The sequence below is a fragment of the Tissierella sp. P1 genome (assembly GCF_002266425.1).
In the GTDB taxonomy this organism is placed as follows: Bacteria; Bacillota; Clostridia; order Tissierellales; family Tissierellaceae; genus Tissierella; species Tissierella carlieri.
The window spans coordinates 111363-137306 of sequence record NZ_NPMN01000007.1 but is presented as its reverse complement, the minus strand read 5'-3'; the positions used below and the strand labels follow the sequence as shown (position 1 = coordinate 137306).

General features: G+C 30.0%; 22 protein-coding genes. All 22 read right to left on the bottom strand.

Features of this window, described 5'->3' with window-relative positions:
* Complete coding sequence (locus CIW83_RS07040) at positions 1-999, bottom strand: metallophosphoesterase (protein ID WP_235601251.1); 999 nt, start codon at positions 997-999, stop codon at positions 1-3.
* 41 nt (positions 1000-1040) lie between these two features.
* A complete protein-coding gene (recA, locus tag CIW83_RS07035; RefSeq protein ID WP_094900131.1) occupies positions 1041-2084 on the bottom strand; it encodes a recombinase RecA in 1044 nt (347 codons plus the stop codon).
* An 88-nt stretch (positions 2085-2172) separates the two neighbouring features.
* Positions 2173-3402 (bottom strand): competence/damage-inducible protein A, encoded by a 1230-nt coding sequence (locus CIW83_RS07030; protein ID WP_094900130.1) that lies wholly within the window; start codon positions 3400-3402, stop codon positions 2173-2175.
* A gap of 14 nt (positions 3403-3416) precedes the next feature.
* On the bottom strand, positions 3417-3962 hold the full coding sequence (pgsA, locus tag CIW83_RS07025) for a CDP-diacylglycerol--glycerol-3-phosphate 3-phosphatidyltransferase (RefSeq protein ID WP_094900129.1): 546 nt from the start codon (positions 3960-3962) through the stop codon (positions 3417-3419).
* Positions 3962-5287, bottom strand: a complete 1326-nt coding sequence (rimO, locus tag CIW83_RS07020; RefSeq protein ID WP_094900128.1) for a 30S ribosomal protein S12 methylthiotransferase RimO — start codon at positions 5285-5287, stop codon at positions 3962-3964. The genes pgsA and rimO overlap by 1 nt, the downstream gene beginning before the upstream one ends.
* 11 nt (positions 5288-5298) lie before the next feature.
* On the bottom strand, positions 5299-7431 hold the full coding sequence (locus tag CIW83_RS07015; RefSeq protein WP_094900166.1) for a DNA translocase FtsK: 2133 nt from the start codon (positions 7429-7431) through the stop codon (positions 5299-5301).
* Positions 7432-7648: 217 nt separating this feature from the next.
* The gene (locus CIW83_RS07010) at positions 7649-8341 is read right to left on the bottom strand and encodes a ClpP family protease (protein WP_201259713.1); all 693 of its coding nucleotides are present in this window, start codon (positions 8339-8341) and stop codon (positions 7649-7651) included.
* A gap of 258 nt (positions 8342-8599) precedes the next feature.
* A complete protein-coding gene (locus tag CIW83_RS07005; protein ID WP_094900126.1) occupies positions 8600-8839 on the bottom strand; it encodes a YlmC/YmxH family sporulation protein in 240 nt (79 codons plus the stop codon).
* Between the two features lie 87 nt (positions 8840-8926).
* A complete protein-coding gene (gene dut / locus CIW83_RS07000) occupies positions 8927-9358 on the bottom strand; it encodes a dUTP diphosphatase (protein ID WP_094900125.1) in 432 nt (143 codons plus the stop codon).
* Positions 9359-9373: 15 nt separating this feature from the next.
* On the bottom strand, positions 9374-10645 hold the full coding sequence (locus CIW83_RS06995) for a pitrilysin family protein (RefSeq protein ID WP_094900124.1): 1272 nt from the start codon (positions 10643-10645) through the stop codon (positions 9374-9376).
* 134 nt (positions 10646-10779) lie between these two features.
* A complete protein-coding gene (locus CIW83_RS06990) occupies positions 10780-11499 on the bottom strand; it encodes a polysaccharide deacetylase family protein (RefSeq protein WP_094900123.1) in 720 nt (239 codons plus the stop codon).
* A gap of 103 nt (positions 11500-11602) precedes the next feature.
* Positions 11603-13699, bottom strand: coding sequence for a polyribonucleotide nucleotidyltransferase (locus CIW83_RS06985; RefSeq protein WP_094900122.1), 2097 nt, complete (start codon positions 13697-13699; stop codon positions 11603-11605).
* Positions 13700-13937: 238 nt separating this feature from the next.
* Positions 13938-14204: a 30S ribosomal protein S15 gene (gene rpsO / locus CIW83_RS06980; protein ID WP_072972299.1), complete on the bottom strand. Its 267-nt coding sequence runs from the start codon at positions 14202-14204 to the stop codon at positions 13938-13940.
* Positions 14205-14328: 124 nt separating this feature from the next.
* Positions 14329-15243 carry a bifunctional riboflavin kinase/FAD synthetase gene (locus CIW83_RS06975; protein WP_094900121.1) on the bottom strand — a complete coding sequence of 305 codons (915 nt, stop codon included), beginning with the start codon at positions 15241-15243 and terminating at the stop codon, positions 14329-14331.
* A gap of 10 nt (positions 15244-15253) precedes the next feature.
* The gene (gene truB / locus CIW83_RS06970; protein WP_094900120.1) at positions 15254-16144 is read right to left on the bottom strand and encodes a tRNA pseudouridine(55) synthase TruB; all 891 of its coding nucleotides are present in this window, start codon (positions 16142-16144) and stop codon (positions 15254-15256) included.
* An 8-nt stretch (positions 16145-16152) separates the two neighbouring features.
* The gene (locus tag CIW83_RS06965) at positions 16153-17124 is read right to left on the bottom strand and encodes a bifunctional oligoribonuclease/PAP phosphatase NrnA (RefSeq protein ID WP_235601249.1); all 972 of its coding nucleotides are present in this window, start codon (positions 17122-17124) and stop codon (positions 16153-16155) included.
* Entirely contained in the window at positions 17114-17494 is a 381-nt protein-coding gene (rbfA, locus tag CIW83_RS06960; protein WP_094900119.1) for a 30S ribosome-binding factor RbfA, read from the bottom strand. The genes CIW83_RS06965 and rbfA overlap by 11 nt, the downstream gene beginning before the upstream one ends.
* 10 nt (positions 17495-17504) lie before the next feature.
* Positions 17505-19652: a translation initiation factor IF-2 gene (gene infB / locus CIW83_RS06955; RefSeq protein ID WP_094900118.1), complete on the bottom strand. Its 2148-nt coding sequence runs from the start codon at positions 19650-19652 to the stop codon at positions 17505-17507.
* A 37-nt stretch (positions 19653-19689) separates the two neighbouring features.
* Positions 19690-19965, bottom strand: a complete 276-nt coding sequence (rnpM, locus tag CIW83_RS06950) for an RNase P modulator RnpM (protein ID WP_094900117.1) — start codon at positions 19963-19965, stop codon at positions 19690-19692.
* Positions 19966-19976: 11 nt separating this feature from the next.
* A complete protein-coding gene (gene nusA / locus CIW83_RS06945; protein ID WP_094900116.1) occupies positions 19977-21023 on the bottom strand; it encodes a transcription termination factor NusA in 1047 nt (348 codons plus the stop codon).
* A 147-nt stretch (positions 21024-21170) separates the two neighbouring features.
* The gene (rimP, locus tag CIW83_RS06940; protein WP_094900115.1) at positions 21171-21500 is read right to left on the bottom strand and encodes a ribosome maturation factor RimP; all 330 of its coding nucleotides are present in this window, start codon (positions 21498-21500) and stop codon (positions 21171-21173) included.
* Positions 21501-21636: 136 nt separating this feature from the next.
* Complete coding sequence (locus CIW83_RS06935; RefSeq protein ID WP_094900114.1) at positions 21637-25911, bottom strand: PolC-type DNA polymerase III; 4275 nt, start codon at positions 25909-25911, stop codon at positions 21637-21639.
* Positions 25912-25944 lie beyond the last annotated feature (33 nt).

Below are 25944 nucleotides of genomic sequence, written 5' to 3'. Positions count from 1 at the left end.
CTAATCACCAGTTAAGCCTTTCATTTGAATAAGAGCGATTCTCCTTAAAGCTTCTCTTTTAACTTCGTCATTTACGTTTTCTGCAGTAGATACTTCCATTAATACTTCATTTATATCCATTTTTTCAAAATCTAAAGCAGCATCTATAGTTTGCTTAAATTCAAATATTCGCTCACTCTTAAATAGATTGTTTTCAATTTCTTTTCTATCTAATACTTCTTCTCCAGGCAATGCTGTCTTTAGGGGAAGTTGTTTTATTGTAATATTATCATCTAACTCTATCAATATTACCTGAGGCGTTCTTTCAATCTCTTTTAAACTATTTGTTATTCTCACTAAGCTACCTGGGTTGATAAAATATTTTTCATCAATTTTAGTAAGTTTAAACCCTCCATGATAATGACCTGAAAGAGTAATATCTGCTAAAGTATCTTTTATGTCTTCAATTAAGGTATAAGGAATTCCTTTTATAAAGGGTCTATCCAATAACATACCATGAACTATATGTATATAGTAATTTACATTGTTATCTCTTTCTTTTAATAAATAGTAATCTAAATGATTTGGAGTATCAATATCATATACATAGGGCTGCCCTGTTAATTGCACTCTAATATTATTCTTCTCAAGAATTACTTTTTCTCCACTTTTAATTAATTTTATAACTCCTAATACATCTAGTAATCCAAGCATAGTTCTATTTATAGTATCGGGATTATGGCCATAGATATCATGATTTCCACTTATTAAATATAATGGAACAGGTATCTGGTCTAAAATCATAGCAAATTTACTGGCAACAGTTATTGATACATCTGGTCTATCAAATAAATCTCCTCCATGAAGAACAAAATCTATATTGTTTTCTTTAACTATATTAACAATTTCTATAAATTTTTGTTCAAGGGTATCTATAAATACATCCTTTCTATTCTTAGGAGTAGTTCCTCTAATATGAGTATCAGTAAAAAATAATAGCTTCAAAATATAACACCTCACAAATAGACCTCCTATTAAAGGAGGTCTATATTTCTTTATTATTATTTCTCCTCAGAATCTTTAGTTATATCCATGGAGTTAGTATTGTCTTCAATTAAACCAAATTGCGCACGAACTTTATTTTCAATTTCTAATGATACATCAGGATTTTCTTTTAGGAAATCCTTGGCATTTTCTCTACCTTGACCAAGCTTATGTTCATTATAGCTATACCAAGAACCAGATTTGTTGACAATATTAGCAGCTACACCAGAGTCTAAGATATTACCTTCCCTAGATATACCTGTACCATACATAATATCAAATTCTGCTTGTTTAAAAGGTGGTGCTAATTTATTTTTTACAACTTTAATTCTAGTTCTATTTCCAATAATTTCATCACCTTGTTTTATTGAGTCAATTCTTCTAACATCTAGTCTAATACTAGCATAGAATTTCAATGCCCTACCGCCTGTTGTTGTTTCAGGACTACCAAACATAACTCCAACTTTTTCCCTAAGCTGATTGATAAATACCACAGTTGAATTTGACTTATTAATTGTACCAGCTAGTTTTCTGAGGGCTTGAGACATAAGTCTAGCTTGAAGTCCAATATGACTATCACCCATCTCGCCTTCTATTTCTGCTTTAGGTACTAAAGCAGCTACAGAGTCAACTACAACTATATCTATCGCACCGCTTCGTACTAAAGCTTCAGCTATTTCTAAAGCTTGTTCTCCTGTATCTGGTTGAGATATAACTAAATTTTCAATATCTACGCCTAACCTTTTTGCATAAGCAGGGTCTAGAGCATGCTCTGCATCTATAAAAGCTGCAATACCTCCTAGCCTTTGAGCTTCTGCAATTATATGAAGAGATACAGTAGTCTTACCTGAAGATTCTGGACCAAATATTTCAATTATCCTACCACGTGGTACTCCACCAATTCCTAAAGCAATATCAAGATCTAAGGAGCCAGTTGGTATTACGTCGATATTTAATTTTGCATCTTCACCTAGTCGCATAATAGAACCTTTTCCAAACTGTTTTTCAATTTGACTTAAGGTTAAATCCAAAGCCTTTTTCTTCTCAATGTTATCGATCATAAGTATCCCAGTTGAACTGGAGTCACCCCTTTCAATTTACGAACGTTAGTTCTAACTCTATATTACAATATATTTTAAATTAAGTCAATCATTTATTTAATAAAAATTTTCTCAACTCAAAAAACGCTCTTGTAGCTGTCTTATTTTGTATAGACTCCCTATTTCCATTAAAATTACATTTAATAGGTATAGATTGATCTTTAGTAGAAATACATAGATATACTAAACCAATGGGTTTTTCTTCAGTTCCTCCATCAGGTCCAGCAATTCCTGTTACAGATAACGATAAATCTAAGTTATCTCTATTAAGTAATCCATTAGCCATTTCTATGGCAGTTTCCTCACTTACTGCACCATATTTTTCTAATGTATTAGAATTCACCCCAAGTTCCTCCATTTTTGCATTATTGCTATAGGTAACAATACTTCTATCAAATACTTGAGATACACCAGGTATACGACTGAAACGACTACTTATTAAGCCGCCTGTGCAGGACTCACAAAATCCAATTTTATAATTTGTTTCCTTTAATAAATTAAATACAATGGTTTCTATTGGAATATTATCAAATCCATATATATATTCATGAAATCTCTGTTCGAGTATTTTAATTACATTATTGATTTTATTCTCAATAATATCTTTATTTTTTCCTTTACCAATTATTTTAACTTCAACTTCTCCTTCTTTTGCAAAAGTAGCAATTATAATATCTGAGTCTTTATTTATTAGGTCTTTTATTTTCATTTCTAATTGAGACTCGCCTATACCAATTATATTAACAGATTTAACTATGATATTATAATCCTCATGAATAAGAGGTATTACTTCATTGTTAAACATTAGCTCCATTTCTTTAGAAGGGCCTGGAAGCATGATTATTTTTTTATTATCTTTAGATAAAAATATGCCAGGAGCTGTACCAATGGAATTTTTTAAGAATTGGCTTCCTTCTGGTTTAAATGCTTGTTTTAAATTATTAGTGGGCATTGTCTTGTCTAATTTAGAAAATATATTTCTAATATTATCTTCAATATTTTTGTCACTTATTAATTCTAATTCTAAAGTTTCAGATATAACTTCCTTTGTTAAGTCATCATCAGTAGGACCTAATCCTCCAGTGGTAATAATAATATCAGCTCTATTTAATGCTATGTTTATGATATCACTTACCCTTTGTTTATTATCATCAACTGATGTATGATAATAAGTTTCTATACCTAGTTCTAACAATTTACTTGAAATGTACTTACTATGAGTATTTAAAATACTACCTGTAGTAATTTCAGATCCTATTGTAATAATTTCTGCTATCATAGTATAATCACCTTTTATTTAATCCCTATTTTAAGGGCAGATTTATTTTTATATATATAGTCTACTCCAGATATTATTGTAAAAAACAAGGAAATATATAACATAATATTTGCGAAAGGTAAATTAATTAGGTTAAAAGGAAAATTATTAAGCAATAATGCAATTATAGCTATCAGTTGTGTAATAGTCTTTATTTTACCTAATGGGCTTGCTGCTATAGTTACACCTTCAGATGCTGCAATTACTCTAAATCCAGTAATAGTAAACTCTCTTGCAATAATCAATACTACAACCCAACCAGGAACTTTACCTAACTCAACAAGGGAGATCAAAGCAGCTGATACTAAAACTTTATCAGCCAAAGGGTCTACAAACTTTCCAAAGTTAGTAATCATATTTCTACTTCTAGCAATGTATCCATCTAAAGTATCTGTCAAGGATGCAATAATAAAAATTCCTGCTGCTACATAAGTACTATATGGTATATTGGAATATAATACAATCATGAATATTGGTACTAGAAATACTCTAAAAATGGTTATTTTGTTAGCTAGATTCATTAGATTACCTCCCCTATCAAGTCATACTCCAAATAATCTATAATTTTAACTTCAGCAAAGCTACCTAATTCTATTTCTTCCATAGAGTTAATGTAAACCACACCATCTATTTCAGGACTATCCATGTATGCCCTGCCAATGTAGGTATGACCTTCACTATATTCTTCCACTAAAACATCAAATACTTTACCAACTTTACTCATCATTATATCCTCTGATATATCCTTCTGAGCCTCCATAATTTTATCTCTTCTGTATTCTTTTATTTCTTCTGGAACTTGATCAGGAAAGCTATAAGCAGGTGTATCTTCTTCCTTAGAATAAGTAAAGACTCCTAATCTTTCAAATCTTATATCCTTAATAAAACTTAAGAGTTCATTAAAATCATCATCAGTTTCTCCAGGAAAACCAACAATAAAGGTTGTTCTAATGACTATTTCAGGTATTTCCTTTCTCAATTTATTGATTAAAGATGTAATATCCTCTTTACTTGTTCTTCTGTTCATCTTCTTTAAAACATTATCATTTATATGTTGTAAAGGAATATCTACATATTTAACTACCTTTTGATTATTTTTTATTGAGTTAATTAGATTATCATTAAAATTGTCAGGATATAAATATAGTATCCTAATCCAAGAAATACTATCTATAGAATTCAATTCATCTAATAATTTATATAAAGAATATTCACCATATAAATCAATTCCATAATCAGAAGTATTTTGTCCAATTAAGATAACTTCTTTTACACCGTTTGCAGCTAAATATTTTACTTCTTTTATTATATCCTCCATTTGCCTACTCCTATGTTTTCCTCTTAACTTAGGAATAATGCAATAGGTGCAGAAATTATCGCAACCCTCAGATATTCTTACATATTCAGTAGTATTAAAATTAATTCTTTTGATATCTTCTAGATAATCTGTATCAATATTATCTATCTTTTTAATTTTCTCAGACTTCAAATCTAGTTCTTTGACTACAGAAGATATGTCTCTAATATTTCCTGTGCCTATTATTGCATCAATATCAGGGATTTCATCTATTAGCTCCTGGGAATATCTTTGTGCTAAACAGCCGGCTAATATTAAGTATTTACAATTACCTTCATTTTTATATCTAGTCATTTCCCAAATTGTTTCTATGGATTCTTCCTTTGCTTTCTCTATAAATCCACAGGTATTAACAATAATGATATCAGCCTCATCTGATGTATTAGCTACCTCATAATTATTGTCCTTCATTATACTTATCATTAATTCCGAATCTATTTCATTTTTTGAACATCCTAAAGTGATAATATAAACTTTTCTTGACTCCATCTTATCTCTCCTTAAAGTATTGAATCTAAATCTTCAGGTGATAATAGGACTTTTCTAGGTTTGCTCCCTTCATAGCCTCCTATTACACCTCTCTCTTCCATTTCATCTATTATTCTTGCCGCCCTTGCATAACCAATTTTCAATCTTCTTTGTAATAATGATATTGAAGCCTGTCCTTCCCCAACCACTAGCTCTATAGCAGTGGGCAGAAGATCGTCACTATCATTGAACTGCATTTCTCTTGGACTCTCAACTATTTCAATAATATCTTCATTATAATCAGTTATATCTTGAGCCTTGAGAGAGTTAACAACAGCCTCTACCTCTTCATCGGATATAAAAGCACCTTGTAACCTAGAGGGCTTTGAATAGAAAGAAGGATAGAATAGCATATCTCCCTTTCCTAGAAGCTTCTCAGCTCCCGCCATATCTAAAATAGTTCTGGAATCTACCTGGGAAGATACAGCAAAGGATATTCTCGAAGGTATATTAGCTTTTATGGTGCCAGTTATAACATCTACAGAAGGTCTCTGAGTGGCTACGATAAGATACATTCCTGCTGCTCTGGCCATCTGAGCAAGTCTACAAATATAATCTTCTATTTCTTGAGCTGAAACCATCATTAAATCAGCTAATTCATCGATAATTATAACTATCGTAGGAAGTTCTTCTCCATTACTAGCTTTTACCTTGCTATTATAAGAATTCATATCTCTAACATTGTTTTGAGCAAAGAGCTTATACCTTTTTTCCATTTCATCGACAGCCCAATTAAGTGCAAAAGCAGCTTTTTTTGCATCAGTAACAACTGGGATTAATAAATGTGGAATACCATTATATATACTTAATTCTACCATTTTAGGGTCTATTAATAGGAGCTTAACATCCTCAGGTGATGATTTATATAAAATGCTCATGATAATGGTATTAATACAAACAGATTTTCCTGAGCCGGTAGCTCCTGCTATAAGTAAATGTGGCATTTTATCTATAGTAGATACAATTACATTACCCGATACATCTTTTCCCAAAGCTAGAGGTACGGATGAATTAATATTATTATATTCTTCAGAAGTAATTAGCTCCTTAAATAATACACTACTCTTTACTTTATTTGGAACCTCAATTCCTACAGCAGCCTTCCCAGGTATAGGAGCTTCAATTCTAATGTCAGAGGATGCTAAACTTAAAGCTATATTATCTGACAAGGATACTATTCGACTTAGTTTAATACCTGGAGAAGGTTGAAGTTCATAGCAAGTAATAGTAGGACCTTTATTAATTTGAGTAATTATAGCATCTATTCCAAAGTTTTTCATGGTTTCTTCAATTATTTTAGCATTGTTTAGTATTTCCTTCTTATCGTTTATATCCTGATTAGGTGCTGGTGACTTTAGTAATGATAATGAAGGAATACTATATGTAGAAACATGGTTTTTACTTTGTTTAATTTTAATTTCAGTATCTATACTATTTATTTCTTCTTTAATCTTTATCTCCTTTGGAGAATCCTTAGCAATAGAATTTTTCGTATAGTCTAATATCTTAATATCCTCTTTATTTACTTCTTGCTTTATATCATTAGCTAAGTTATTTATCACCTTAGGTTTAACTGATTTATTAATTTCTGGTTTCGACTCCTTTTTAAATATGGAGACAATATCCTTCACTCTAATATTTGTTATTAGGAGTATATTTATTAATATAATAAGTCCTAAAATTAAATAAGAGCCTATGGAACCAAATAATTTGTAGAAGAAGAATCCAAAAAAGCTACCTATAATTCCTCCGCCTTTTCCAATTTTACTTAAAGCAATAGAATTACTAATTCTATCATAAAATGTATAATCAAAAGGATTTATTCCGTCAAGTATAATTAATATACTTAAAAGTATAAACCCCATAGATAAAATTATTTTTCCTTCTTGATGATTAAATTTATCCAAGATAAAAACCATGCCTGATCCCACTATAATTAAAGGGAAAAAGTAAGATCCAAAGCCCATAAATGAAAAAGTGGTACCTCTAATTATAGAGCCTATTATTCCCATTTTAAAACTAAATAGACTTATCATAGATAGTATACCTATTGCAACAATAATGACTCCCATAATATCCTTATTATATTTATTCTTGTCTTCCATTTTCTTTGTAGTTTTCTTTCTACTTTTATTCAATTAAGTCACCTCAAATTCTTTAACTATGTAGTACCTAAGATACCCCCCTTTAAAGTACATACTGTAGTTATTATAGCATAATTTGGAATTCTATTCTATTTATTTTTATAACTCATAGTAAAGTTCTCGATTTTAATGGAATCTTTTTTATATGAGTTATAAAATTATATATTATAATGCTTTATTAGAGACTTTTTTTACTTTCTATGATATCATTAAGTTTTTTTAAAGCTGTGGAAAATCCGCCTACTTCATTGATTAGTTTATATTTAACGGCTTCTTCTCCTACTAATATTGTTCCTACATCATTGGCTATTTCATCTGTTGAATACATTAACTCAGTTAATATTTTATTACCTATTTCCGAAGTTCTTAGAATAAAGTTTATTATTCTTTGCTGCATTTTTTGAAAATACCTAAATGTCTGAGGTACTCCAATAACTAAACCAGTAGTTCTAATTGGGTGTATGGTCATAGTTGCAGTGGGAACAATAAAGGAATAATCAGTCGAAGTGGCTAGTGGTACTCCAATGCTATGTCCCCCGCCTAAAACTAAAGATACCTTTGGTTTATCAACTGAGTTTATTAATTCAGCAAGAGCTAATCCAGCTTCTACATCTCCACCTACAGTATTTAAAATAATGAAAATTCCCTCAATTTTAGGATCTTGCTGTGCAGCTATTAACAAGGGAATAATATGCTCATACTTTGTAGCTTTTTTATCATTGGGAGAGATTGTATGTCCTTCTATTTCTCCAATAATAGATATAAATTGAATGTTATTTTTTGTCTCTGGAATATTTGCAACTCCAAGTTCTTTAATGTTCTCTAATTTTTCTTTTTCCATGCAGTCTTTGTCGTTATCTTTTTTGGTCATAATTTCCTCCTAAAATAATTGATATCTATATCATTTGCTTAAAAAAATAATAATATTCTATTCAGAAATAAATTATCGTCTAAGTCAATCCATATAAATCGTAAAACACTTCACAATGTGTTTAAATACCTATATTATATGAATTTAATAATTATAAGATTTTATATAAAAAGTAAATAAGGTTTTAAGGCATATAAAAAAATTACATATATTCTAATTTAGAATATATGTAATAAAATATATAGTGGCCATCGTTTATCAGTCTAATTCTATTATAATCATATCATAGCCTATTTTTCTAATTGTATTCCAAGGTATTTCTGTACCATTGCTTTCTAATCCTAGAAGCCTGAAACCTAATCTTTTTTCGGGAACTAATAAGGATATAATTTTACCAGTTTCTTCATCAATTAAAAAATCACTATCAGCTATTAAGCCAAGTCTCCCTCCGTTATTTAAATTTACTATTTCTTTTTGACCTAATTCGAGTAAACGCATAAGATCTCCTCCTAATTATATATATTAAATAATATTCTAGAAATTTGATTTTATGCGTTATCATTTATGATAACATCTTATTAGATATTAATATCCTGAATGCCCAAAACCCCCTTTTCCTCTAGCAGTTTTATCTAATTCATCAGTTACTATTAAATCGGCCTTTTCATATTTAATAAATACCATCTGTGCAATCCTATCACCTTTATTGATTGTATAAGACTCTTTTCCAAGGTTAATGAGAATAACTTTAATTTCACCTCTATAGTCACTATCTATTGTTCCTATCCCATTTGCTAATGTTATTCCATGATTTAAAGCTAAACCTGATCTTCCTCTAATCTGAGCTTCGAAGCCCTTTGGTATTGAGATAAACAAACCAGTGGGTATCAATGCTCTATCAAGTGGCTTCAACTCTATAGGCTCATCGATATTAGCCTGTAAATCTATTCCCGCTGAGCCTTCCGTTTCATATTTTGGTAATTCAAACTGAGATTTATTTATTACATTTACTTTCAAATTAATCACACTCCATTAAAATAATATATTTTTTATTTTATCTTCAATAATATTTTGATTTTCAATATCTCCAACATATGCAATATTGATTTTTTCTCTATTAAATATAATACAAATTATTTCTTTTATATTATCTATACTCACTTTATCTATTTTATTTAATATCTCATCAGGAGATTGAACCATATTAAAAATAGAAAGAGATTTTCCTATTTCATACATTCGGCTAAAAGTTCCCTCCATACCAAGAACATAACTACCTTTCAGCTGTTCTTTAGATTTATCTAACTCATCTTTTGAAATTATATTATTTCTAATATCATTCATTTCATTTTCTATATGCTTTACTGTCTTTAATAACTGAGATGGATGCAATCCAGCATATATAGTTAATATACCTATATCCTTATATGATGATGGATATGATTCCACTGCATAAGCTAATCCTAAATCTTCTCTAATTTTTTGAAATAACCTTGAACTCATACTGCCGCCAAAGATATTATTTAATACCAATAGACCTTCTACATATTCAGAAGTGACTGGCACTCCTTCCATGCCAATACAAAAATTTAATTGCTCTGTATTTTTATTAATTCCTTTCATTTTATTGGTAAAATTATAAATACTATTAATCTCATAAATCTTTTTATTTGAATTATTAAAGTTCCCAAAATGATAATTTAACATTTTAAAAACTTCCTTGGTATCAATATTACCAGCTAAAGATATTACTATATTTTCAGGCCTATAATTATTAATAAAATAATCAATAATTTTTTCTCTACTTAAATTTTTAATTGTTTCTTCTGTACCAAGGATTGGACGACCAAGGGATGTGTTTTCAAACATTATCTCATTTAGTAGATCATTAACCATATCCTCTGGAGAGTCTAAATACATATTTATTTCTTCTATTATCACTGCTTTTTCTTTTTCTATATCTGATTCTGAAAATATTGAATTAGTCAACATATCTCCTAATACGTCTATGGCAATATCTATATGATTATATAATACCTTAGCATAATAGCAGGTACTTTCCTTACTAGTAAAGGCATTTAATTGACCTCCTATGTTATCTATTGTTTCGGCTATATCTTTAGCAGTTCGTTTCTTTGTACCTTTAAATAACATATGTTCAATAAAATGTGATATCCCATTATTATGCTTGTCCTCTTTTATAGATCCATTATTGATTATAATTCCAATAGAAACAGAGTTGACATAGGGAATCTTCTCCATGACAACTCTTATACCATTATCCAGTTTGTCTATTAAATACATTATTCTCCTCCAATACTACTAGTCATTTTTTATTTCTTTATTAGGAACTTGACCTAATTGAGTTTTAAGCAGATTGCCGAAATCTTTGATTTCATGCAAGTCGTTTATTCAGTGGCCAAAAAAGCCATCTTCAATTAGTTATGGTGCTTTTTTATTACATCACTTATTGTACCAATTTTATAGCCATTTTGGTATAGATATTTTATTATTTCTGGCAATGCTTTAACGGTTTCCTCTGTTGGATGCATTAAAACAATTGCAGAGTTATGTGCTTTTGAAGTAACTCTTTCAATAATAACATTTTTTGTACTATCCTTTCTCCAATCTATGGTGTCTATACTCCACATTATAAGTTCATACCCTAAATCCTTTGCCGCTTTTATCGTATTATCATTATAAGCACCTGATGGGGGGGCAAAATACTTTGAATCAATATTTAGAGTTTCTTTAATTATATTATGAGCTTTCAGTATTTCTTCTTTGTTTCTATCATAAGATAACTTATCATAGTCCTTGTGGCTATAACCATGATTTCCAATTTCATGGTTATTATCATATATAGTCTTTAGTATATCCTTATTTTTTTCAGCCCATTGACCTGTTACAAAATATGTAATTTTAATATCATTATCCTTGAAAATTTGTAACATGTTTGGAAGGTGCTCATTTCCCCAATCAACATTACAAGCAAATGCTATTATCTTGTCATCAATATTTCCCTGATAATATACGTCAGAATTAAAAGTTTCTTCTGATTTGTTATAAACTACTGAAATACCTAAGACTATTATAGCTAATATTAACACAATTAAAATAGTTAATAAAGTCTTTTTATTTATGACAACTAATCTCATATATATCCCTCCAATATCTTTTATATCTATATATATTCAAGGGATTGAGAAAATATCCTAAAAACAAAAACATGAACCTTATTTTGGTTCATGCATTAGTATATTACTCTTCAGTTTTAGTTTCTTCAGGTAACAGTACTTTTCTAGATAGATTTACTCTACCTTGATTGTCTATTTCCATGACTTTAACTAATATTTCATCTCCTATAGCTAATACATCCTCTACTTTATTTACTCTTTCTCTAGCTATATTAGATATATGAAGTAAACCTTCCTTACCATTTAAAACATCTACAAAAGCACCAAAACTAGTTATGCGTGTTACCTTACCTAAATAAATATCTCCTACTTCAACTTCTTTAACTATTTTATTTATCATATCCATTGCTTTTTCTCCATCTTCTTGAGTTACTGAAGCAATGAATACCTTACCATCATCGTCAATATCAATTTTTACACCTGTTTCATCGATTATCTTATTAATCATTTTACCGCCAGGCCCGATTATATCTCTTATTTTATCTGGATTTACTTGCATTGTATACATTTTTGGTGCATAAGGTGATAAATTTTCTCTTGGAATTGAAATAGTTTCAGCCATTTTATCTAGAATATAAAGTCTTCCCTTTCTAGCTTTTTCTAGAGCTTCCTCTAAAATTGGTTTATCTATTCCAGCTATTTTTATATCCATTTGTATAGCTGTAATTCCATCTTTAGTCCCAGCTACTTTAAAGTCCATATCTCCTAAATGATCTTCCATACCTTGTATATCAGAAAGAATAGCTACTTTACTATCTTCTTTTATCAATCCCATGGCTATTCCAGCTACAGGAGATTTTATAGGTACACCCGCATCTAATAAAGCTAGAGTACTCCCACAAACACTAGCTTGTGATGAAGATCCATTTGAGCTAAGAACTTCAGATACAAGTCTAATAGTATAAGGGAAAACATCTTCTGATGGTATAACTGGTTCAAGCGCCCTTTCAGCTAATGCACCATGCCCTATTTCTCTTCTTCCTGGGCCTCTTAGAGGTCTAGCATCACCAACTGAATATGGTGGGAAATTATAATGATGCATATATCTTTTAGATTCTTCCTCTCCTAATCCATCAATAACTTGGGCATCACTAATAGCACCTAAAGTAGCAATTGTTAGAACTTGAGTCTGACCTCTTGTGAACAATCCAGATCCATGAGTCCTTGGAAGTAAGCCTACATCAGTAGTAATAGGACGTATCTCATCTACTTTTCTATTATCAGGTCTCAATCCTTCTTCAAGAATTAGCCTTCTAACTTCCTCTTTTAGCATATCTTCTATTATTTCATTTATATCCTGCTCTGATTCTGGGTATTCTTCTAAAAATACATCTTTAATTTCTTTATTTACTTTATCAATATTATCTAATCTTTCTTGTTTTTCAAAAGTACTTATAGCATCAATTAATTTTTCTCTACCAAAGTCAATGATTTTTTCTTTAATTTCTTCATTTGGTCTAAATAAATTATACTCTTTTTTAGGTTTTCCTACTTCTTTTGCAATATTCTCGATAAAATTACATAGCTCTATAATCTCTTTATGTGCCGTTAAAATACCTTCTAGCATAACTTTCTCTGTAACTTCATTTGCACCTGCTTCTACCATCATTATAGCATCTTTTGTTCCTGCTACTACAAGATGAATTTCAGATTTGTCTCTTTCTTCGCTAGTTGGGTTAATAATAAATTTTCCATCTATTAGTCCTATAAGAGCTGATCCTGTAGGACCATTAAAAGGAATATCTGATATAGATAAAGCTATAGAAGAGCCTATCATTGCAACTATTTCTGGCGAATGGTCCTGATCAACAGATAAGACCGTAGCTATAACTTGTACATCATTTCTATATCCATCCGGAAATAATGGTCTAAGGGGTCTATCTATAAGCCTTGAAGTTAAAATTGCTTTTTCACTTGGTCTACCTTCTCTCTTAATAAACCCTCCAGGTATTTTTCCTACTGAATATAGTTTTTCTTCGTAATCAACACTAAGGGGAAAAAAGTCTATCCCTTCTCTTGGTTCCTTAGAAGCTGTAGTAGTCGCTAGAACAACTGTATCTCCATATTGTACCATGCAAGCACCACTAGCCTGTTCTGCCACTTTGCCTATGGTTACAGTAAGGTCTCTACCAGCTAATTTATACTGGAATTTTCTTTCCATGCAATACCTCCTTAATCTTTAATATATTTATTATATCCTTATTTAATAAAAATATCTAAAATAAGAAAAGCTTCTAACAAAATATAAAATGTAGCTTTTCTTGGCCACTGCATAAACAACTTGCATGAAATCAAAGATTTCGGCAATCTGTTTAAGACCCATTTAGGTCAAGTAATATATAATATTAAAAAATTTCCTCTTCGTTATAAATCAATAGAGCGGGATACCCCCGCTCTTATTAACCTCTGATGCCTAATTTTTCAATTAAAGAACGATATCTTTCAATATCATTATTTTGTAGATATTTTAAAAGGCCTCTTCTTTGACCTACCATTTTAAGTAATCCTCTTCTTGAATGGTGATCTTTTTTATGAGCTTTTAAATGCTCGTTTACAGAATTGATTCTGTGTGTTAAAATTGCAATTTGTACTTCTGGTGAACCTGTATCACCTTCGTGCAATTTGTAATCATTAATAATTTGTTCTTTTACTTCTTTTGTTAACATAAATAATACACCTCCAAAATTTTGATATACTCCCATAGCTGTGTAAGACGCCGAGGATACGTTAAACATAGCCATAGGTAATGTAACAATATAATAGTATCATAATAAATAATAAATGTAAATATTAATGTCTTAATTTAATCATCTCTATATCTATTTTCATTTGTTTTATCAAATCTTCTTTTGTTTGAAATTTAATATCATCTCTTAAAAATTCTAAAAACTCAATTTCTAAAGTTTTACCATATATATCTCCTTTAAAATTTAATATATAAGTCTCTATCTTCAATATATCTTCATTAAAGGTAGGATTATAACCAATATTTGTAGCAGATATATATCTATTGTTATCTATTATGGTATTAGTCATATATACTCCATTTTTAGGTATTACATAGTTATCAATAGGTTCTATATTAGCTGTTGGAAATCCTAATTTATTTCCTCTGTTTTTTCCTGGGATAACTTTTCCTATAATGGAATATGGTCTACCTAATATATTTAAAACATCCATAATATTTCCATTAGCTATTAACTCTCTTATGCTAGAACTACTGATAATCTCATTATTTTCATAAACAGGGTCTAATACAATTACGTCTATACCATATTTTTTACCAAGCTCCATTAAGTAATTAGAATCTCCCGAAGCTTTATATCCAAATCTATAATCAAATCCAACTACAAGTAATTTTCCATTCATTTTATTTATAATGATATCTTTAACGAAATCTTGTCCAGATAATTTCATTATCTTATCATCGAAATCTAATAGATAGATAATATCTATTCCTAATTCTTCAGCAATTTTAAATTTTTGTTTATTATTGGTTATCATATTTGGCCTATTATTATCTACTATAGTTTTGGTATGACTTTTAAATAATAGAAGTGATGACTTTATACCTAACTCCTTAGATTTAGATATCATAGTTTTTATTAATTGCTGATGACCTATGTGAATGCCATCGAAATTTCCTAAAGCAATAGCTGTATTAAATCTTGTTTCATTATAGTTTAATAGATCGATAATTTCCATGTATACCACCTTATATTATTAAAACTTTGTCCATTTTCAAGTAAAATTGAGAGTCAATTCTGCTAATCTTTCCTATTCCAATAAATATATTTTTACAATAAACTCTAAGCAATTTATTAACCTTAATTTCATCCATAAGATTAAATTGTAACACAACACCATTGATTAATTTAGAATATAATTCCTCTGGAACAATAAATGCCTCTAAATGGTCTAAAGCTTTATCCATAGGAACTATGATTTTTGAAACTTCTTCTAAATTCAATTTTCTAATATGCTCAATACTATAAGCACTTTCAATTTTAAAACTTCCTGCACCTACTCTCAGTAAATATGACATATAACCATATGTACCCAAATCCATACCAATATCATCACATAATGTTCTTATATAAGTACCTCTAGAACATTTTGTATAAAAAATAATTTTTCTACAATCTTCTATATTCAATACTTTTTGTTCATATATTCTAATATTCCTGGGAGTACGTTCAATAGTCTTACCTTCACGTGCCAATTCATAAAGTTTCTTACCTTTATGCTTCAAAGCAGAATACATAGGTGGCAGTTGAGATACATCACCTATATATCTTGACATGGCCTTGATAATATCTTCTTCACTAACGATTTTATTTGAAGAAGATATTATCTTACCATCTATATCTTGAGTATCTGTCCTAGATCCTAGTGTTAATTCTCCAATATATTCCTTGTCACTATCAAGAAGATATTCTGCGATTCTAGTTCCCTTTCCTATACATAGTGGTAATACTCCCGATGCATTTGGATCTAAAGTTCCAGTGTGTCCAATTTTTTTTGTTTTTAATGTTTTTCTTAAAAGACTTACGGCATCATGTGAAGTCATTCCCTTTGGCTTAAAAAAGTTTATTATACCATTCATATAATCACCTAAAATACTTTCTCTAGTTCATTTAAAATCAATTCTTCGGCAATATCTATAGGAGAATTAATAGTACATCCTGCTGCTCTTATATGTCCTCCACCACCTAAATTAGCACAAAGGGAAGATACATCTACATATCTTTTACTTCTCATACTAACTTTTATTTCTTCTTCATTAAACTCTTTGAGTATAGTTGCAACTTCTACAGAAGTAATTTCCCTAATAAATGAAACTATGCCTTCTGTATCTTCCATTTTAGCATTGACTTCTTCAACCATACTACGAGTTATCTTTACTATAGCAACCTTATTTTCAAAATATAGCTTTAAGGTTTCAAGGGCTTTTATAAACAACATAGTTCTCTCTATACTTCTGCTTTGGTATAAATTTATATTTATATTACCTTTGTCAATTCCTGTTCTTATTAATTCTGCAGCAATTTCATGGGTTTCTGCACTAGTATTATCATACATAAAACTACCAGTATCTGAGCTTATTGCAGTATAAATACAAGAAGCTATATCTTTATTAATAGGAATTTTTAGTCTATTTATTAGTTTATATACTAATTCACCAGTTGCAGCTGCATTGCTATCTACAATATTTATATGTCCAAAATTAATATTGCTAATATGATGATCAATATTAATAATTGTTTTAGCTTGATTCAATAAATCTTTATTTTTTCCTAATCTACTTTCATCACTAGTATCTAGAGTAATCAAAAGATCTATATTATCATCATGGTTATATTCATTAATTATATTTATATTTGGAAGAAATAAAAAATCAGAGGGAATCTCATCAGTTTTAAGTATAAAAACTCTTTCTTTTATATTTTTGAGGGCCATCCATAAGGCAAGTATTGAGCCTATATTATCACCATCTGGCTGAACATGTGAAACAATATAAATATTTTCACTTTCTTGAATTTGTTTGATTGCTAAATCAAATAAATTTTCAATATTATTCATCATATTTCTCTTCCTCATATACATTAGAGTCCTTATTTACTTCTTCAATTAATTTAGACATATAAATACCTTGCTCTATAGACTCATCTAAAACAAAGATTGGCTCAGGAGCATATCTTAAATCTATTCTACTACTTATTTCTTTTCTAATAAATCCTTTTGCACTTTCTAGTCCCAATAGAGTGTTTTCCTTTTCTTCTTTATTTCCAAATACTGAGACATAAATCTTTGCGTATCTTAAATCTCTAGTTACTTCCACCTTTGTTATAGTTGTCATGGAATTAACTCTTGGATCTTTAAGTCCATTATAAATCAGTTCTGAAACCACCCTTTTTACTTCTTCGGAAATTCGATTGAGTCTTTTATTGTTCATTTTTTCACCTCTATTTCTCGACTTCTTTTAGAACGTAAGCTTCTAATAAGTCTCCTTCTTTTATATCATTATAATTTTCTAATCCTAATCCTGCTTCATATCCTGATAGTACTTCTCTTGCATCATCTTTAAATCTTTTTAAAGATGATACCCCACCTTCAAATATAACAATATCATTTCTAAGAAGTCTTATCTTCCCATTTCTAGCTATTTTTCCATCTAATACATAAATACCAGCTATAGTGCTTCCATTAGGTAATCTAAATGTAGCCCTAACCTCAGCTCTTCCTATTACTTCTTCAACAATTTTTGGTGCATGCATACCTTTAATTGCGGCTTGAATATCTTCGATTGCCTCATAAATCACCCTATATGTTCTAACATCTACTTTTTCTCTTTTAGCTACTTCTATAGCGTTTAAATTAGGTCTAACATTAAAGCCAACAACAATAGCATTAGATGCAGAGGCAAGCATAATATCAGATTCAGTAATTCCTCCTACACCACCATGGATAATATTAGTTTTAACTTCATCAGTATTAAGTTTTTCAAGGGACTGCCTTAATGCTTCAATAGAACCTCTAACGTCGCCTTTTATAATAATATTTAAATCTTTTATCTCACCTAATTTTATTCTTTCAAATAAATCATCTAAAGATACTTTTTGGTCAGATTTCATTTGTTCTGCTCGCACGATTTCCTTATGTTTCTCACCTAATGATCTAGCAGTTTTTTCATCATTTACTGCATACAATAAATCTCCTGCATTTGGAACCTCAGATAATCCGAGTATTACTACAGGCGTTGATGGACCAGCTTTTTTAACTCTCTTGCCTTTATCATCAAGCATTGCTCTCACTCTACCAAAGGAAGAACCAGAAACAACCATATCTCCAACTTCCAAAGTTCCTTTTTGAACTAATACAGTAGCTAATGGTCCCTTTCCTTTATCAAGTTGAGCTTCTACAATTGTACCCACTGCATTCCTATTTGGATTAGCTTTTAACTCTTGCATTTCTGCAACAAGTAATATCATTTCAAGCAACTCTTCTATTCCTTGACGATTTTTGGCTGATACTGGCACTGTTATAGTGTCCCCACCCCAATCCTCTGGAACTAAAGCATTCTCTACTAATTCTTGTTTGATTCTATCTATATTGGCTGTAGGTTTATCCATTTTATTAATTGCTACGATTATTGGAACCTTAGCAGCCTTAGCATGATTTATTGCTTCTATGGTCTGAGGCATAACTCCATCATCAGCTGCTACGACTAATATGGCAATGTCTGTCACTTGTGCACCTCTAGCACGCATAGACGTAAAAGCTTCGTGACCTGGTGTATCTAAGAAACATATTTTTCTGTTATTAATATTCACAGCATAAGCACCTATATGCTGAGTAATTCCTCCAGCTTCAGATTTTGTAACACTAGTTTCTTTAATAGCATCTAGTAAAGAGGTTTTACCATGGTCTACGTGTCCCATTACCGTTACTATAGGAGCTCTAGATTTTAAATCTTCTGGATTATCTTCATAGTCTAAATTAAATTCATCTTCTATTAATCCTTGACTTTCTTTAGAAGCTTCTTTTATCGTTAACTCAATGCCAAATTCTTCAGCAACTATAATCGCTATATCAGAATCTATTGATTGATTTTGGTTTACCATTACTCCTAACCCTATTAATTTAGAAATTATTTGTGATGGACTTACACCTATTTTATCAGCTAAATCTTTTACAATGATATTATCTTCGATTTCTATAACAACCTCATTCCCTTCTTTACTAATTATAGTATTTTCTTTACCCATACTATTATTCTTCACTTTATTTTTATTTCTTTGTTTCTTATTCCTTTGTTTTGTATTATCCCTATTTTCTATTTCTTTAACAATTTTTTCATCTTCTTCGACATCTCTTTTACTGCTAATCTTGTTACTATCTTTTATATTTTCATCAATATCATCAAACTTTTCACCAACTATGTTTTCCTCTTCTTCCTCTGATAATAATGATTTTATTATCCTTGCATCTTCATCTTCTAAAGCACTCATATGATTGCTTACAGTTATGTCTAAACTAGCAATTTTTTCAATTAAATCTTTGCTGCTAATTCCTAATTCCCTAGCCAATTCATATACTCTAATTTTTTTCATATTATATACCCCCTATCATATTAAAAGGTGATATTTCTTATTTTCCCAATTTTGATTGAATTATATCTTTTAAACTTTCATATACATCGTTTGGTACTTCAACTTCTAAAGTTCTAGATAGTTTTTTACCTTTCTGTGCAAGTTCTAAACACTCAAGATTGGAGCATATATATGCTCCACGTCCATTCATTTTACCAGTTATATCAATACTTACTTCTTTTTCATTATTTCTTACAACTCTTATTAATTCTTTCTTTGGTTTGCCTTCACCACAAGCAATGCATTTTCTTAGAGGAATCTTTTTCTTTTTCAAATAATCACCTCTTATTGATTTTCTTGATTATATTGTGACTCAGATTTTATATCTATTTTCCAATTTGTTAATTTTGCTGCTAATCTTGCATTTTGACCTTCTTTACCTATAGCTAAGGAAAGTTGATAATCTGGTACTACTACAACAGCGGACTTTTCTTTTTCATTAGTTATAACATTTAATACTTTAGAAGGACTTAAGCTGTTTGCAATAAATTCTCCTATATCTTTACTCCAAATTACAATATCTATTTTTTCACCTTTTAATTCATCTACTATTACTTTTACTCTACTTCCTTTAAAACCTACACATGAGCCAAGAGGATCTACATTGGAATCTTTAGAGAAAACTGAAATCTTTGTTCTAGAACCGGCTTCTCTAGATATAGAATATATTTCAACTATTCCATCATTGATTTCTGGAACCTCTAACTCAAATAGTCTCTTCACAAGATTAGGATGTGATCTAGATAATATTATCTGAGGTCCTTTCGTTGTCTTTTTGACCTCTGATATAAGTAATTTTAACCTATCTCCCTGATTATACTCTTCACCTTCCATTTGCTCAGAAGGTGGCAATATCCCCTCAGTCTTTCCTAAATCTATATATACATTATTTTTACTAATTCGCTGAACTAATCCAGTAATTATCTCATTCTCTCTATTTATAAATTCATCATAAATTACATCTCTTTCTGCATCTCTTATTCTTTGAATAACTACTTGTTTAGCAGTTTGAGCCGCTATCCTGCCGAAATCCTTTGGGGTGATTTCTACTTTTAAAATATCTCCAGTCTGAAATCTATCATCAATTTCTTTTGCATCTTCTAAGCTTATTTCAAGGTATTCGTTTTCTACTATATCCACTACTTCTTTTAATGCCAACACTTTTACCTTCCCAGTTTCTCTATCCATTTCAACTTCAACATTTTGGGATGCATTGAAGTTTTTCTTATAGCTAGAGATAAGTGCCGACTCAAGAGCATCAAATATTACATCTTTAGAAATGCCCTTCTCTTTTTCAATTTCACGAAGGGCATCGATAAAATCTCCATTCATTCATTAAACCTCCTTAAAATTTAACTGCCAATTTAATTAAAGCAATGCCTTCCTTAGGTATTGTAACAATTTCATTAATCTCTGTTCTTATTACAATTGTTTTTTCTTCATAATCCTCTAGAATACCTTCTATTATCTTTTTACCCTTCAGTGCTCATATAATTTTATTTCAATTTCTTTTCCTAGATTTCTTTTCAAATCCTTATCATTCTTTAGAGGTCTATCTAATCCTGGAGATGAAACCTCTAAATAATATGGCGTAGTGATAGGATCTTTCTCGTCTAGTTTATCACTTAATAATTGACTTACCTTTTGACAATCATCTAAGTTTATTCCGCCTGGCTTATCAAGATATACTCTTAGAAAATAATTTGAACCCTCTTTTAAAAATTCTACATCTACTAACTCATATCCTAACTCATCTGCTAACTGCTCACATATTTCTTTGACAATACTTATTATGCCTTTTCTATTCAATCAATTCACCTCCATAAATGTTTACTTAATATTATGCAAGAACAATATCAATAAAAAATCAAGAGTGGGTTAACCCACTCTTTCCCAGAAAAAATTCATTTTTGTCAAATTAATTATATCATAAATTAAGGAAAAATCAAATATTAAAAAGGCTTATTTGATTACTTAATGGCAAATCACCTAAACAACCATGATTAGTTAATACTTCTAATACAGGTTTACTTACTTTGCCACGATTAACTAAGTCTTCTATAGATATAAATCTAGAGATATTTCTTTCTTCGACAATTTTTCTGGCTACATTTTCACCAAGACCTTCTAGGCTTTTAAGTGGTGGTAGAATCCCATTTTCATCAATTATAAATCTATCACTATCTGATTTGTAAATATCTACATTTTGGATATTATAACCCCTTGCATACATTTCTAAAACAACTTCTAGAACTGTTAGCAAATTCTTTTCCTTTGCGGTCATATCATTTCCTAGTTTTTCCAATTCCTGAATCTTGTTTTTAACAGTTTCTTTACCTTTAATAACTAAATCTGCATCGAAATCATTAGCCTTAATAGTAAAGTAAGTGGCATAAAACGTTTCAGGAAAATATACTTTAAAATAGGCTATTCTAAAAGACATCATAACATAAGCAGCAGCATGAGCTTTGGGGAACATATATTTAATTTTATTACAAGACTCTATGTACCATTCCGGCACATTTAAACTTCTCATTTCCTCTTCATCTTCCTTAGATAAGCCTTTCCCTTTTCTAACCTTTTCCATGATTTTAAAGGATTTCTTCTTATCCATCCCTGAGTTAATTAAGTTTAACATTATATCTTCTCTAGTAGAAATTACCTTGCTTAATGGTGCAATATTTTCTTTAACAAGGCTTTGAGCATTATTTATCCATACATCTGTACCATGAGATAATCCACTAATTCTTACTAGTTCAGAAAAGGTACTAGGCTTGGTATCAATAAGCATTTGTCTTACAAATTTTGTACCGAATTCAGGTATTCCTAAAGTTCCTACTTCACAATTTATATCATCTTTAGTTATTCCTAATGATTCAGTACTGGTAAACAACTTCATAGTCTTTGGCTCGTCTAGAGGGATTTTAGTAGGATCAACTCCCGTTAGGTCACCGAGCATTTTGATTATAGTAGGCACATCGTGCCCAAGAATATCTAACTTTAATATTCTTCCACCAATAGCATTATAATCAAAATGAGTTGTTATTACACCTGACTTTTTATCATCTGCAGGATATTGAATGGGAGTGAAATCCAAAATATCCTTATATTTTGGAACAATCATAACTCCACCAGGATGTTGACCTGAAGTCCTTTTGATTCCAGTACACCCTTGAACCAGTCTATTAATCTCGGCCACATTGACACTTATATCTCTTTCTTCAAAATATTTTTTAACAAACCCATATGCAGTTTTTTCAGCAATTGTTCCAATAGTTCCTGCTCTAAAAACATAACCTTCTCCGAAAAGTTCTTCAGTGTACTTATGTGCTACAGACTGATATTCTCCTGCAAAATTTAAGTCAATATCTGGCTCTTTATCACCTTCAAATCCTAAAAAGACTTCAAATGGAATATCATGACCATCTTTGTTCAATTTAGCTTGGCATTTAGGACAGATTTTATGTGGAAGATCTGCACCAGAAGCTATAGATCCATCATTAAAAAATTCACTATATTTACAATTAGGACAGACATAATGCGGAACCAATGGATTTACTTCTGTAATACCACTCATTGTAGCTACAAAAGATGAGCCTACTGAGCCCCTAGAACCTACTAAGTATCCATCTTCTAAAGATTTCCAAACAAGCTTCTGTGCAATTATATACATAACAGCATAACCATTTTTCATTATAGAACCAAGTTCCCTTTCCAAACGTTTTTCCACAATTTCTGGCAAAGGATTGCCGTATACTTCTACTGCTTTATCATATGTTATCCTTCTTAATTCTTCTTCAGCACCTTCAATGACTGGTGGAAAAGTTCCTTCTGGGATTGGTAATATTTCCTCTATCATATCATTTATCAAATTAGTGTTTTTTATAACTACTTCTTCTGCAATTTCCTTACCAAAGTATGAAAATTCTTCTAGCATCTCTTCGGTGGTTCTAAAATATAAAGGCGGCTGAATATCTGCATCTTGAAATTTTTGACCCGACATTAGTATTCTTCTATATATCTCATCTTCTGGATCTAGGAAATGTACATCTCCAGTTGCTACAACAGGCTTTTTATTCTCTTTTCCCAATTTATATATTTTTTTATTTATTTCTCTCAACTGATTCTTATCTTTTACTATCCCTTCCCTAACTAAATACATATTATTTTCAATTGGTTGAATTTCTAAATAATCATAAAACTTTACAATTTTTCTTATTTCATTTAGGCTTCTATTTTTTATTATTGCTTTATATAATTCTCCTGCTTCACATGCACTACCAATTATTAGACCTTCTCTATTTGCTTCTATAAGAGATTTTGGAATTCTCGGTCTTCTATGGAAATAGTTTATATGTGACTCTGATACTAATTTATATAAATTTTTAAGACCAATTAAATTTTTAGCTAGTATAATTATATGAAAGCTTTCATCCTTTGAAAAATCTTTTCTAGAATTTAAAGTATTTATCTGTCTAAAGTTTATTATATTTCTTTCTTTTAAAATATCTAATATCTTAAGAAATATTTTAGCTGTAGCAGTAGCATCATCTACAGCCCTATGATGATTAACTAAATCTACATTCAGGTGTTTAGCCACAAGATTCAATTTATGGCTCTTCAAAGATGGAAACACCGCTCTAGATAACTCCAATGTATCTAGTACTGGATTGTTTAGTTCTATATTGACCAGCTTCATCTTTTCTCTAATGAATCCGATATCAAAAGAAGCGTTATGTGCAACTAAAACATCGTCTCCAATAAATCTTACAAAATCTAAAATTACATCTTTAATAATTGGCTTGTCTTTTACCATATTATCTGTAATACCTGTAATGTTGGTAATTAATTCTGGTATTGGTCTTTCAGGATTTATTAACTGACTATAAGTATCTATAATTTCTCCATCTCTAATTTTAACAGCACCAATCTCCGTTATCATATCATTTATAGCAGATAATCCAGTAGTCTCTATATCAAAAACAATATAAGTTGAATAATCTTTATTTTGATCAAAATTGGTTATTATTTCTTTCTTATCATTTATTAAATAGCCTTCCATACCATATATCATTTTTATACCTAATGATTTACTCAGAATCATGGCTTCTGGAAAGCTTTGAACAATACCATGATCAGTTATAGCCAACGCTTTATGTCCCCATTCTTTAGCTCTAGTTGCGATTTTTTTCAGTGGCGTAACTCCATCCATCGAACTCATTTGTGTATGAAGATGTAATTCCACTCTTTTTTCCTCTGCATTATCTTTTTTTCCAGATTTATCAATTCTATTAAGTGATTTCAGTATTATTACTGTACTCTTAGAGTAGTTATCAAACATTACATCTCCTTCAACTTTTATATGAGAATCATTTGCTACATTTATAAGAAACTCAGATGTTTGTTCTTCTGATAAAAATACTTTCACAGTAATAGAGTCTGTAAGATCTGAGACATAGAATGTGACTAGGGTCTTATTGTCTCTAATTTCTCTAGTTTCAATTTGAAAAACTATACCTTCTATTACACAAGAGCCAGTTTGCATATTAATATCTTTTACTTTAATAGGTGAATCTTTTATTTCTTTTCCATAGATATAATACTTATTAGGCCTGTTTGAGCTATTATTAAAGGAATTGGTTTTAGAACTTTCAGCTATATTGATAATAGCATCCTTTGCAATTTCTTTTTCTTCAACACTCTTTTGATCAAGAAAGCCTTCCGCTTCCATAAATTGATGCTCAGAAATTTTGATGTCTATATTTAAATCTATTTCTTCTAAAATTGCATTTTTAATTTTTTCTATAATTTCATTTTTTTCTAGTGAGTGATATGCTACCTCATTCGGCGGAAAAATTACAAGGGAGTCATTAATGATCTCCCATTTTAAACCTTTAATCCAAGAATTACTAGACTCAATTTCCAATTTAATAATTTCTAGAATATTGTCTTCATAAAACTTTATCTTGTCTTCAATGCTTCCTATGACATTATATCTAAATCTTATCTGCACTTTAAATTGAGTAAACTTATCTTTGAAAACTTTATTTATTTTATTAGATATTATATTATTAATTAAGATAGAAGATTCAAGGTATACTATTAAGGTCATTGTTTTTTTAAATATCTGAATTTTATTAATGATAATTTTTAAGTTCCTAATATCCTCTAGTCCTTTTTTTGTAATAAATTCTGAAAGATATAGTTGATTATTCTTCATGTATAATTTATCCCCCTTCTCCTCCTGGGATAT

What these genes read in the sequence shown, in the direction of transcription:
- recA (WP_094900131.1), bottom strand. Translation starts at nt 2,084, where the DNA reads ATGATCGATAACATTGAGAAGAAAAAGGCTTTGGATTTAACCTTAAGT.
- CIW83_RS07030 (WP_094900130.1), bottom strand. Translation starts at nt 3,402, where the DNA reads ATGATAGCAGAAATTATTACAATAGGATCTGAAATTACTACAGGTAGT.
- pgsA (WP_094900129.1), bottom strand. Translation starts at nt 3,962, where the DNA reads ATGAATCTAGCTAACAAAATAACCATTTTTAGAGTATTTCTAGTACCA.
- rimO (WP_094900128.1), bottom strand. Translation starts at nt 5,287, where the DNA reads ATGGAGTCAAGAAAAGTTTATATTATCACTTTAGGATGTTCAAAAAAT.
- CIW83_RS07015 (WP_094900166.1), bottom strand. Translation starts at nt 7,431, where the DNA reads ATGGAAGACAAGAATAAATATAATAAGGATATTATGGGAGTCATTATT.
- CIW83_RS07010 (WP_201259713.1), bottom strand. Translation starts at nt 8,341, where the DNA reads ATGACCAAAAAAGATAACGACAAAGACTGCATGGAAAAAGAAAAATTA.
- CIW83_RS07005 (WP_094900126.1), bottom strand. Translation starts at nt 8,839, where the DNA reads ATGCGTTTACTCGAATTAGGTCAAAAAGAAATAGTAAATTTAAATAAC.
- CIW83_RS06995 (WP_094900124.1), bottom strand. Translation starts at nt 10,645, where the DNA reads ATGTATTTAATAGACAAACTGGATAATGGTATAAGAGTTGTCATGGAG.
- CIW83_RS06990 (WP_094900123.1), bottom strand. Translation starts at nt 11,499, where the DNA reads ATGAGATTAGTTGTCATAAATAAAAAGACTTTATTAACTATTTTAATT.
- CIW83_RS06985 (WP_094900122.1), bottom strand. Translation starts at nt 13,699, where the DNA reads ATGGAAAGAAAATTCCAGTATAAATTAGCTGGTAGAGACCTTACTGTA.
- rpsO (WP_072972299.1), bottom strand. Translation starts at nt 14,204, where the DNA reads ATGTTAACAAAAGAAGTAAAAGAACAAATTATTAATGATTACAAATTG.
- CIW83_RS06975 (WP_094900121.1), bottom strand. Translation starts at nt 15,243, where the DNA reads ATGGAAATTATCGATCTATTAAACTATAATGAAACAAGATTTAATACA.
- truB (WP_094900120.1), bottom strand. Translation starts at nt 16,144, where the DNA reads ATGAATGGTATAATAAACTTTTTTAAGCCAAAGGGAATGACTTCACAT.
- CIW83_RS06965 (WP_235601249.1), bottom strand. Translation starts at nt 17,124, where the DNA reads ATGATGAATAATATTGAAAATTTATTTGATTTAGCAATCAAACAAATT.
- rbfA (WP_094900119.1), bottom strand. Translation starts at nt 17,494, where the DNA reads ATGAACAATAAAAGACTCAATCGAATTTCCGAAGAAGTAAAAAGGGTG.
- infB (WP_094900118.1), bottom strand. Translation starts at nt 19,652, where the DNA reads ATGAAAAAAATTAGAGTATATGAATTGGCTAGGGAATTAGGAATTAGC.
- nusA (WP_094900116.1), bottom strand. Translation starts at nt 21,023, where the DNA reads ATGAATGGAGATTTTATCGATGCCCTTCGTGAAATTGAAAAAGAGAAG.
- CIW83_RS06935 (WP_094900114.1), bottom strand. Translation starts at nt 25,911, where the DNA reads ATGAAGAATAATCAACTATATCTTTCAGAATTTATTACAAAAAAAGGA.